The 10,242-nt window shown below is 70.6% G+C and carries 11 protein-coding genes; 7 read left to right on the plus strand and 4 right to left on the minus strand.

Annotation, left to right across the window (positions count from 1 at the left end):
• Positions 1-128: 128 nt before the first annotated feature.
• Positions 129-920, plus strand: a complete 792-nt coding sequence (locus ACWGI8_RS31030; protein WP_453665943.1) for an endonuclease/exonuclease/phosphatase family protein — start codon at positions 129-131, stop codon at positions 918-920.
• 59 nt (positions 921-979) lie between these two features.
• Here the strand turns inward: ACWGI8_RS31030 and ACWGI8_RS31035 are convergent, their stop codons facing one another.
• Together ACWGI8_RS31035 and ACWGI8_RS31040 are read right to left on the minus strand one after the other, a co-directional pair.
• A complete protein-coding gene (locus tag ACWGI8_RS31035) occupies positions 980-1,564 on the minus strand; it encodes a hypothetical protein (protein ID WP_453665945.1) in 585 nt (194 codons plus the stop codon).
• Entirely contained in the window at positions 1,557-2,336 is a 780-nt protein-coding gene (locus ACWGI8_RS31040) for an alpha/beta hydrolase (protein ID WP_453665947.1), read from the minus strand. The genes ACWGI8_RS31035 and ACWGI8_RS31040 overlap by 8 nt, the downstream gene beginning before the upstream one ends.
• On the opposite strand from ACWGI8_RS31040, the gene ACWGI8_RS31045 reads away from it, so the two are divergent.
• The 5 genes from ACWGI8_RS31045 (at position 2,268) to ACWGI8_RS31065 (ending at position 6,501) form a co-directional block, all read left to right on the plus strand.
• Positions 2,268-2,552 (plus strand): hypothetical protein, encoded by a 285-nt coding sequence (locus tag ACWGI8_RS31045; RefSeq protein WP_453665960.1) that lies wholly within the window; start codon positions 2,268-2,270, stop codon positions 2,550-2,552. The genes ACWGI8_RS31040 and ACWGI8_RS31045 overlap by 69 nt on opposite strands.
• 49 nt (positions 2,553-2,601) lie before the next feature.
• On the plus strand, positions 2,602-3,399 hold the full coding sequence (locus tag ACWGI8_RS31050; RefSeq protein ID WP_453665958.1) for a lysophospholipid acyltransferase family protein: 798 nt from the start codon (positions 2,602-2,604) through the stop codon (positions 3,397-3,399).
• Between the two features lie 36 nt (positions 3,400-3,435).
• On the plus strand, positions 3,436-4,656 hold the full coding sequence (gene macS / locus ACWGI8_RS31055) for a MacS family sensor histidine kinase (RefSeq protein WP_453665948.1): 1,221 nt from the start codon (positions 3,436-3,438) through the stop codon (positions 4,654-4,656).
• Positions 4,653-5,336 carry a response regulator gene (locus ACWGI8_RS31060; protein WP_453665950.1) on the plus strand — a complete coding sequence of 228 codons (684 nt, stop codon included), beginning with the start codon at positions 4,653-4,655 and terminating at the stop codon, positions 5,334-5,336. Before macS ends, ACWGI8_RS31060 begins: the two co-directional genes overlap by 4 nt.
• Positions 5,337-5,472: 136 nt before the next feature.
• Complete coding sequence (locus ACWGI8_RS31065; protein ID WP_453665952.1) at positions 5,473-6,501, plus strand: 6-phosphofructokinase; 1,029 nt, start codon at positions 5,473-5,475, stop codon at positions 6,499-6,501.
• A 105-nt stretch (positions 6,502-6,606) separates the two neighbouring features.
• Here ACWGI8_RS31065 and ACWGI8_RS31070 read toward each other — a convergent pair whose 3' ends face one another.
• Positions 6,607-8,544, minus strand: a complete 1,938-nt coding sequence (locus tag ACWGI8_RS31070) for an anthranilate synthase family protein (protein WP_453665954.1) — start codon at positions 8,542-8,544, stop codon at positions 6,607-6,609.
• Between the two features lie 93 nt (positions 8,545-8,637).
• Positions 8,638-8,694 carry a trp operon leader peptide gene (locus tag ACWGI8_RS31075; protein ID WP_107422014.1) on the minus strand — a complete coding sequence of 19 codons (57 nt, stop codon included), beginning with the start codon at positions 8,692-8,694 and terminating at the stop codon, positions 8,638-8,640.
• A 160-nt stretch (positions 8,695-8,854) separates the two neighbouring features.
• Here ACWGI8_RS31075 and ACWGI8_RS31080 point away from each other — a divergent pair, with 160 nt between their 5' ends.
• Positions 8,855-10,207, plus strand: a complete 1,353-nt coding sequence (locus ACWGI8_RS31080) for a class II 3-deoxy-7-phosphoheptulonate synthase (RefSeq protein WP_453665956.1) — start codon at positions 8,855-8,857, stop codon at positions 10,205-10,207.
• The last annotated feature ends 35 nt before the right edge of the window (positions 10,208-10,242 follow it).

Below are 10,242 nucleotides of genomic sequence, written 5' to 3' on the forward strand. Positions count from 1 at the left end.
GTTCGGGAAGGGGCGGGGAGGGGAAAGGGCCCGCCGCAGGCGCCCAACGGCCCGGCTCCGGTCGGCATCGCGGCGCGCCCCGGGCCGATGGGCGGGGCCGCGGGCCCGGGCCCGTTATGTTGTGGCGCATGGCGACGTCCGTGACGAACCCGCTGCCCAACTCCCGCACCGAACCCGACGGTTCACCCATCGTGCGCGTCCTCAGCTACAACATCCGCTCGATGCGTGACGACGAGGACGCGCTCGCAAGAGTGATCCGCGCATGCCGGCCCGACCTCGTCTTCGTACAGGAGGCGCCGCGCTTCTTCAGATGGCGCAAGCACGCGGCGCGCCTCGCCGCCAAGAGCGAGCTGGTGATGCTGAGCGGCGGAGCCACCGCCTCGGGGCCGCTGCTGCTGTGCTCGCTGCGGGCGACCCTGGAGCGTACCGAGGACGTGCTGCTGCCGCTGACGCCCGGACTGCACCGGCGGGGCTTCGCGACCGCGGTCGTCCGGATCGGCGGCGCCCGGATCGGCCTGCTCAGCTGCCATCTGAGCCTCCGGAGCGACGAGCGCTACGCCCAGGCGGGGATGTTGCTCGACCGGCTTGAGGGGATGGACGTGCCGTACGCCGTCGCCGCGGGCGACATCAACGACCGGCCGGACGGCCGCAGCTTCCGACGGCTCGCGGCCGGGCTCCAGGACTGCTGGGCGGTCAGCCCATGGGGCGCCGAGTACACCTCGCCCCCCGGCGACCCGCAGCAGCGGATCGACGCGATCTTCGCCACCAAGGGGGTCGAGGTCCTCGGCTGCGGCGTGCCGCTCGGGCTCCCGGGCATCAGTGAGGCCGACCTGAAGGCGGCCACGGACCATCTTCCGGTCCTGGCCGCGCTCAGGTTCCCCATGGCCGCCGCCCGGGCCGCGGGCGCCGGAGCGCCCTGACGCCGGGCGACCCCCGCCCGGGCGGTGCGCGAAGGCCACGGTGAGGGCGACGGAGACCGTCAGACGACCGCGCCGCGGCCCGGATCGTCGTCGTCCTCGTCGTCCCCGTGGGACATCCGGGCCACCAGTGTGAAGAAGCCGCCCAGGAAGCCACCGACGCCGAGCGTGGTGAGCCACCACGTCATGTCCCACTGGAGGAGCACGGCGAGCAGCAGCAGCACCGGGCCGCCGATCACCGCGAGCCAGGCGAACTTCGCGGTCGTGTCGGCCTCCGGCAGTGGCGGCGGCTCGGGCGGCACGAAATGTCCCTCGTCGGTCTCGTCGAGATCGTCGTCGCCAGCCTCGGCGACCTCGTAGTCGCGCGGGCCGCCACCTCGGCCGACGCCCGGCGCGAACACGATCGAGCTGCCCAGCGGCTTGTCCGGCGCAGGGCCCTCTTCCTCGTCGTCCTCGTCCTCGGACGCGCCATTCCTGACGGACTTCTCCAGGCCCGCGAGGTCCTCCACCGACTTGAACGGCTTCGCCCCCGGCGGGTCGGAAGGCTCGTCCCCGTACCCCGCGACGATCGCCGCCCAGGCGGCTTCCTCGTCGATGGGCTGCGGCTCCTGGTCCCGGTCCCGGTCCGCGTCGTGCTGCTCAGCCACCGGTGGTGCTCCCCTTCTTCCCGACACTCGGAGCGAGCCGGCCGATGAATGCGTGGCTCTCCTCGAAAATCCGCTCCGCGTCGTGGTCCAACGTCGCAACGTGGTAGCTCTGTTCCAGCAGGATCTCCTGGACGTCCCTCGACGAGACCCGGCTGAGGATCCGGGCCGAGTCGGCGGGCGGGACCACGTGGTCCTGCGGGCTGTGCAGCAGCAGGAGCGGCTGGGTCACCTGCGGCAGCTCGCCGTCGACGAGCCGGAAGAAGTTCCGCAGGGAGTTCGCGGCGTGCAGCGGCACCCGGTCGTAGCCGACCTCCACGGCGCCTTCCTTGGCGATGTCGTTGGTGACCCCCTTCGTCGTACGGACGAAGTGGCGGGCCACCGGGAGGGCGTGCGCCGCGAGACCGTGCACCTTGATCCCCGGGTTGACCAGGACGATGCCCTGCACCGCGTCGCCCTGCTTGGCCGCGAGCCGCAGCGTGAGCGCGCCACCCATGGAGAGCCCGAAGACGAAGACCTGGCTGCACTGCTCCTTCAGCGCCCGCAGCTCCCGGTCCACCTCCGCGTACCAGTCCTGCCAGCCGGTCAGCGCCATGTCCTGCCAGCGGGTGCCGTGGCCGGGCAGCAGCGGAAGCGACACGGTCAGACCGCGCTCCGCCAGATACTCCGCCCAGGGGCGCAGCGGCTGGGGGGAACCGGTGAATCCGTGACAGAGAAGGACGCCGACCTCACCACCGTCGTGGCGGTACGGCTCGGCTCCGGGAAGGACCGGCACCGGGGTCTCCTGTTCGTGAGGAAGAGGTACGTGAGAAAGGGACTCGTGAGGAAGGGACTCGTGAGGAGGAGAGAGGAAGCGAGGAGAGAGGAAGCGAGGAGGAAGAGACTCGATACGAAGGTGCCTTCACCGTACGCGACCGGACCGACACCGACCAGGGCCGACGGCCACCCAGCAGGGACCCGGGGGAGAGAGTGCAGGCCCCGCACGGGTTAAGGTCTTTTCGACGGACACCAGGAAGGCACTCGAGTTGATCTACGGCGCAATGAAGTTCTCCATCGGAGGGTCACTGAAGCTCGCCTTCAGGCCGTGGGTGGAGGGCCTCGAGAACATTCCCGCCGAGGGGCCGGCGATCCTCGCGAGCAACCACCTGTCCTTCTCGGACTCCTTCTTCCTGCCCGCGGTCCTGGACCGCAAGGTCACCTTCATCGCCAAGGCCGAGTACTTCACCTCGCCCGGTGTGAAGGGGAAGCTCACGGCCGCCTTCTTCAAGGGCGTGGGCCAGCTGCCGGTGGACCGGTCCGGTGCGCGTGGCGCGGGCGAGGCGGCCATCAAGAGCGGCATAGGGGTCATCGAGCGCGGTGAGCTCTTCGGTATCTACCCGGAGGGCACCCGCTCGCCCGACGGCCGGCTCTACCGCGGCAAGCCGGGCGGCCTCGCCCGCGTGGCGCTCGCGACGGGCGCCCCCGTCATCCCGGTCGCGATGATCGACACCGAGAAGATCCAGCCGCCCGGCAAGGTCATTCCCAAGCTGATGCGCCCGGGGATCCGGATCGGCAAGCCCCTCGACTTCAGCCGCTACCACGGCATGGAGCACGACCGCTTCATCCTGCGCTCGGTGACCGACGAGGTCATGTACGAGATCATGAAGCTCTCCGGGCAGGAGTACGTCGACATCTACGCGACCGCGGCCAAGCGTCAGATCGCGGATGCGGAGAAGGCGGCCAGGGACGCCGCGAAGGAAGCCGCGAAGGAAGCCGCCAGGGAAGCGGAGAAGGAAGCCGCCAGGGAAGCGGAGAAGGCCGACAAGGCCCGGAGAGCAGAACAGGACGGCGCTCAGTAGCGTCGCCCTTCCGGGGCGGGACAGGGTGGGGGGAACATGGCCAAGCGCGAGCGTGTCGTGCGCATGTCGGTCGAGCTGCCACTGTGGCGTGCGCTGACCGCGTACCGCGTTCTGACGATGATCTACGCGGTACTGCTCTTCGTCTTCGCGCGGGACAAGTTCGAGCAGCCCTGGGTGGCCATCGGCTTCCTCGCCGTGATGGTCGTCTGGACCCTCGCGACGATCCCCAGGGTGGCGAACGCGGCGGCCTGCACGAAGAGCTTCCTCGTCGCCGATCTCACCATCGCCCTCACCGGCATCCTGCTCACCCCGTACGCCGACGACCAGGCGCAACTGGTGGACGGCCCGACCCTGCCCACGATCTGGACCGCGGGATCGGTCCTCGCGTTCGCCATCAAGGGCGGCTGGCGCTGGGCGGGCTTCGCGTCCTCCCTGGTCGCCGTCGCCAACATCATCGAACGCGGCGAGCCCAGCCGGGACACCTTCCACAACGTCCTGCTGGTGTGGGTCGCCTCCATCGCGATCGGCTACGTCGTCGAGGTCGCCCGCGCCTCCGAGCGCACCCTCGCCCGTGCCCTGGAGATCGAGGCGGCCACCCGCGAGCGGGAGCGGCTGGCCCGCGACATCCACGACAGCGTGCTTCAGGTGCTGGCGATGGTGCAGCGGCGCGGCACCGCGCTCGGTGGCGAGGCGGCGGAGCTGGGCCGCATGGCGGGCGAGCAGGAGGTGGCCCTGCGCACTCTGGTCGCCGGCGGCCTGGTGCCCACCTCGCGGGTCTCCGAGGACGAGACGCAGGGCGCGGTCGTGCGGATCGTGGACGAACCCGACGGCGACGAGGGGGCGGTGGACGACGCGGGCCCGCGCGATCTGAGCAGACTGCTGGCGCCGCACGCCGGATGCAGGGTCACCCTGTCCGAGCCGGGCGCCCCGGTGCTGCTGGAGGCGACCGTTGCGAAGGAGCTCGCGGCGGCTGTCAGTGCCGCCCTGGACAATGTCCGCAGACATGCCGGTGACCGCGCTCAGGCGTGGATCCTGGTCGAGGACTGGCCGGACCAGGTCATCGTGACGGTCCGGGACGACGGGCCGGGCATCCCGGAGGGGCGGCTCGCCCAGGCGGAGGGGGAGGGGCGGCTCGGCGTCGCCCTCTCGATCCGCGGCCGGCTGCGGGACATCGGGGGCACGGCCGAGCTGATCTCGGTGCCGGGGCAGGGTACGGAAGTCGAGTTGAAGGTCCCACGGGGGAAGGCAGGACGATGACGGAGACGACGGAGCAGCAGCCGGTCCGGGTCATGGTGGTCGACGACCACCCGATGTGGCGGGACGCGGTCGCGCGCGACCTGGCCGCATCCGGCTGTGACGTGGTGGCGACGGCGGGGGACGGCCCGCAGGCGGTGCGCCGCGCGAAGGCCGTCGGACCCGACGTCCTCGTCCTCGACCTGAATCTGCCCGGGATGCCCGGCGTCCAGGTCTGCAAGGAGCTCGTCGGGGCGAACCCGGCCCTGCGGGTCCTGGTGCTCTCCGCGAGCGGCGAGCACGCCGACGTCCTGGAGGCGGTGAAGTCGGGAGCGACCGGCTATCTGCTGAAGTCGGCCAGTACGGAGGAGCTGATCGACGCCGTGCGGCGGACCGCCGTGGGCGACCCGGTCTTCACCCCCGGCCTGGCCGGTCTGGTCCTCGGGGAGTACCGGCGGCTGGCCACCGACCCCGCGCCGTCCGCCGGGTCCGACGAGCCGAAGGCGCCGCAGCTCACCGAGCGGGAGACCGAGGTGCTGCGGCTGGTCGCCAAGGGGCTCTCGTACAAGCAGATCGCCGAGCGGCTCGTCATCTCCCACCGCACCGTGCAGAACCACGTGCAGAACACACTGGGCAAGCTCCAGCTCCACAACCGCGTGGAGCTCGTGCGGTACGCGATAGAACGCGGCCTCGACGACGCCTGACACTCGTAGGAGTGAATCTCCGGGCGTCAACAGGCGCCCGCCGCACCGGAATTCACCTTTCGTACCGTCCCGGAGTGACCTGGGTCACTACTAGCGTGGCTCCCATATGTCACCACCGACGGCGAAGGGACCTTCCATGCGGGTCGGAGTACTGACCGGGGGCGGCGACTGCCCCGGCCTCAACGCGGTCATCCGCGGCATCGTCCGCAAGGGCGTGCAGGAGTACGGATACGAGTTCATCGGCTACCGGGACGGCTGGCGCGGCCCGCTCGAGGGCGACACCATGCGCCTGGACATCCCCGCCGTGCGCGGCATCCTGCCGCGGGGCGGCACCATCCTCGGCTCCTCGCGGACCAATCCCCTCAAGCAAGAGGACGGTATCCGCCGGATCAAGGAGAACCTCGCCAAGCACGAGGTCGAGGCGCTGATCGCGATCGGCGGCGAGGACACGCTCGGGGTCGCGGCCCGGCTCTCCGGCGAGTACGGCATCAACTGCGTAGGTGTGCCGAAGACCATCGACAACGATCTGTCCGCCACGGACTACACCTTCGGTTTCGACACCGCCGTGGGCATCGCGACGGAGGCCATCGACCGTCTCCACACCACCGCCGAGTCGCACATGCGGGTCCTGGTCGTGGAGGTGATGGGCCGTCATGCCGGCTGGATCGCGCTGCACTCGGGGCTGGCCGGCGGGGCGAACGTCATCCTCATCCCGGAGCAGCGCTTCGACGTGGACCAGGTGTGCGCCTGGGTCACGTCCCGCTTCCGTGCCTCGTACGCGCCGATCGTCGTGGTCGCGGAGGGCGCGATGCCCAAGGACGGCGACATGGTCCTCAAGGACGGGACGCTCGACTCGTTCGGACACGTGCGGCTCTCGGGCGTCGGTGAATGGCTGGCCAAGGAGATCGAGAAGCGCACCGGCAAGGAGGCCAGGACGACGGTCCTCGGCCATGTCCAGCGCGGCGGCACACCCAGCGCCTTCGACCGCTGGCTGGCCACCCGCTTCGGTCTCCACGCGATCGACGCGGTACGTGACGGCGACTACGGGAAGATGGTCGCCCTGCGCGGCACGGACATCGTCCGCGTACCGATCGCCGAGGCGACGTCCAGACTGAAGACCGTGAACCCGGCACTGTACGAGGAGGTCGGCGTCTTCTTCGGCTGAGGCCGGGGCTTTCCCACCCCGCTCCCCAGTCCCCCGGTCCCCCAGTCCCCCGGTCCCCCTGCGCCCTGCGGGCGTAGGGGGAACAGGCTGGGACGAAACCCCCGGCTACGCCGACGGTTCCCGCACCACGGCAGCGAGCAGCGACCGGACGATCTCCGGCCCACGCAGCGTCAGCACCGACTCCGGGTGGAACTGGATGCCGGCGAAACCCGGCCCACGCAGTGCGTGGACCTCGTCCGGCTCCGTACGGCTCACCTCGATCCCGGTCGCGGCCAGCTTTCCGGCCGTCATGTCGTCGCACACCGCCGTGAAGCTGTTGTAGAAGCCCACCGTCTCCTCCCGGCCGAACAGATCGATCCGCACCTGGGCGCCCTGGAAGGGGGTCTGCTTGCGGGCGATGTCCAGGCCCAGCTCCGCGGCGATCAGCTCATGACCGAGGCACACCCCGAGCAGGCCGCCCCGGTGACCGCGCACCAGCTCAGCGGTGAGCGAGCGCAGGAACCGCATCTTCGGGTCGGCCGCGTCCGAGGGATCGCCCGGCCCCGGGCCGAGGACCACGGGGCCTTCGTGGGCGAGCGCCGCTTCCCGTACGCCGGGCTCGTCATAGCGGCGCACCGTCACCTCCAGGCCCGCGCCCCGCAGCAGATGGGCCAGCATCGCGGTGAACGTGTCCTCGCCGTCGACGACCAGGGCGTGCCCGCCCGCCGTCTCGGGGAGGGACTGCATCTTCAGCCAGAACGGCGCCAGGTCGGCCCGCCGGGCGTCCAGCGCCGCCCGCACCCGCGGGTCGTCGGCCAGCCGCGGCCGTACCGTCCGGTCCTGAACCGGCCCGGCGACGACCCCCAGCGCGGCCAGTACCCCCGCCGCCTTGGCATGCGTCTCCGCCACCTCTGAGAGCGGGTCCGAATGGCGGACGAGCGTCGCGCCGACGGGGACGCGCAGGGCGCCCGTCGCCGAGATGTCCGCGGTGCGGATCAGGATCGGGGAGTCGAGGGTCTGCGCGCCGCCCGCGTCCCTGGCGATGAGTGCCAGGGCGCCCGCGTAGTAGCCGCGCCCGCCGGTTTCGTACCGTTCGATCACCCGGCACGCGTTCTGTACGGGTGATCCGGTGACCGTCGCCGCGAACATGGTCTCCCTGAGCACCTCGCGCACATCGAGCGAGGACCGCCCGCGCAACTCGTACTCGGTGTGCGCGAGATGGGCCATCTCCTTCAGCCGGGGCCCGATCACCACGCCGCCCATGTCGCCGACCGTGCACATCATCTTCAGCTCCTCGTCGACGACCATGGAGAGCTCGTCGGTCTCCTTGCGGTCGGCGAGGAAGTCCAGCAGATCCGCAGGTGTCGGCCCGTCGGCCGGATAGCGGTACGTACCGCTGATCGGGTTCATCACGACGGTTCCTCCCGACATCCGGACGTGCACCTCCGGGCTTGCCCCGACCAGCGTGCGCCCGCCCGTCTCCCGCCCCGGCCCTTGCGAGGAAGGCCCTTCGGGCCCTTCCTCGTCTCCGACATGGACGACGAACGTCCAGTACGCGCCCCGCTCGCCCGCGAGCAGCCGCCGGAAGAGGGCCAGGGCGTCGGCGCGGCCGAAGCCGGGAATCTCGCCGGTGAAGGTCCGCCGGATGACGAAGTTCGCGCCCTCGCCGCGCCCGATCTCGTCCTCGATGACCCGCCGGACGGTCTCCGCGTACTCCTCGTCGCCGATGTCGAAGGCGCCGCCCTCGACACGGACCTCGTGTGCGGGAAGGTGGTCGAGCGCCTCCGCCAGCGGAAGCTCGTACGACTCGTCGGCGACCAGGACGGACAGGGGCGTGCCGTCGTCCTGTACGCCGAAGCCGCGCTCCCTGAGCTGCCGGAACGGCACGAGCGCGAGTGAGGGGAGGTCGCCGGCCGGGATGTCCGCGAGCCGCTCGGCCTCGTGGACCCGGCCGATGAGCACTTCGACGGTGTCGTGGTCACGGCCAGGGGTGCGCCTGCGCAGCAGGGCGAAGGACGGGCAGCCGGCGGTGCCGGTGTCCAGCAGTCTGCTGATGATGTGCATCCGTGGAGTTCCTTCCGTAGCGGAGAGGAACGACCTGTGGACATGAGAAAGGCCGCCCCTCGGGCGGCCTTCGCGATCTGTGCGCGCGATGAGTCAGTGGGCCGCCGGTTGAGCGGTCCACCACCAGTTCTGGGTCGTCTGCGCGAACATGTCGCCGACCTTAGCGCATCCGCCCGCGTCATCGCGGCGCGTTCCACGAGGGAGCGTCCACCGTCGCGACCCACCGGGCGCTGTCTCATTCGTGCGGGGCGCCGTCTCATCCAGTGGGCGACGGCGGGGAGCGCTCCGGCGACCCCGTAATGTGGTGTTCGTGACCGTGAACGCTAAGACCACCGCAAGCGGTGGCAACACCTGGCGAAACCTGCCCGCGGCGCAGCAGCCCGAGTACCCCGATGCCGAGGCTCTGCGCGATGTGATCGCGGACCTCGAGTCGTATCCGCCGCTCGTCTTCGCGGGCGAGTGCGACCAGCTGCGCGCCCGGATGGGAGCCGTCGCCAAGGGCGAGGCGTTCCTGCTCCAGGGCGGCGACTGCGCCGAGGCCTTCGACGCCGTGTCCGCCGACCACATCCGTAACAAGCTCAAGACCCTGCTCCAGATGGGCGCGGTGCTCACGTACGCCGCCTCCGTGCCGGTCGTGAAGGTCGGCCGGATCGCCGGCCAGTACTCGAAGCCGCGCTCCAAGCCGACCGAGACCCGCGACGGAGTGACGCTCCCGACCTACCGCGGCGACTCCGTCAACGGCTTCGACTTCACCGAAGAGGCCCGGATCCCGGACCCGGAGCGGCTGAAGCGGATGTACAACGCGTCCTCCTCGACGCTCAACCTGGTGCGCGCCTTCACCACCGGTGGCTACGCCGACCTGCGCCAGGTGCACGCCTGGAACCAGGACTTCGTGAAGTCGTCCCCGTCCGGGCAGCGCTACGAGCAGCTCGCGCGCGAGATCGACAACGCGCTGAACTTCATGAAGGCCTGTGGCACCGACCCGGCCGAGTTCCGCACCGTGGAGTTCTTCTCCTCGCACGAGGCCCTGCTGCTGGACTACGAGTCGGCGCTGACCCGCGTCGACTCGCGTACGGGCGACCTGTACGACGTCTCGGGCCACATGGTCTGGATCGGCGAGCGCACCCGCCAGCTGGACGGCGCGCACATCGAGTTCGCGTCGAGGATCCGCAACCCGATCGGTGTGAAGCTCGGCCCGACGACCACGGTCGACGAGGCGCTGCAGTACATCGACAAGCTGGACCCGGACCGCGAGCCCGGCCGGCTGACCTTCATCGTCCGCATGGGCGCCGACAAGGTCCGGGACAAGCTCCCGGAGCTGGTCGAGAAGGTCACGGCGTCCGGTGCCACGGTCGCCTGGGTGACCGACCCGATGCACGGCAACACGTTCGAGGCGGCCTCCGGCCACAAGACGCGCCGTTTCGACGACGTGCTCGACGAGGTCAAGGGCTTCTTCGAGGTCCACAAGGCGCTGGGCACCCACCCGGGCGGCATCCACGTCGAGCTCACCGGTGACGATGTCACCGAGTGCGTGGGCGGTGGCGACGAGATCTTCGTCGACGATCTGCACCAGCGCTACGAGACGGCCTGTGACCCCCGGCTGAACCGCAGCCAGTCGCTCGACCTGGCGTTCCTGGTGGCGGAGATGTACCGCGACCAGTGATCGCTCAGCTGTGACGGTGGGGCGCGGATCCATGT

This window comes from Streptomyces sp. NPDC054841 (assembly GCF_053611045.1).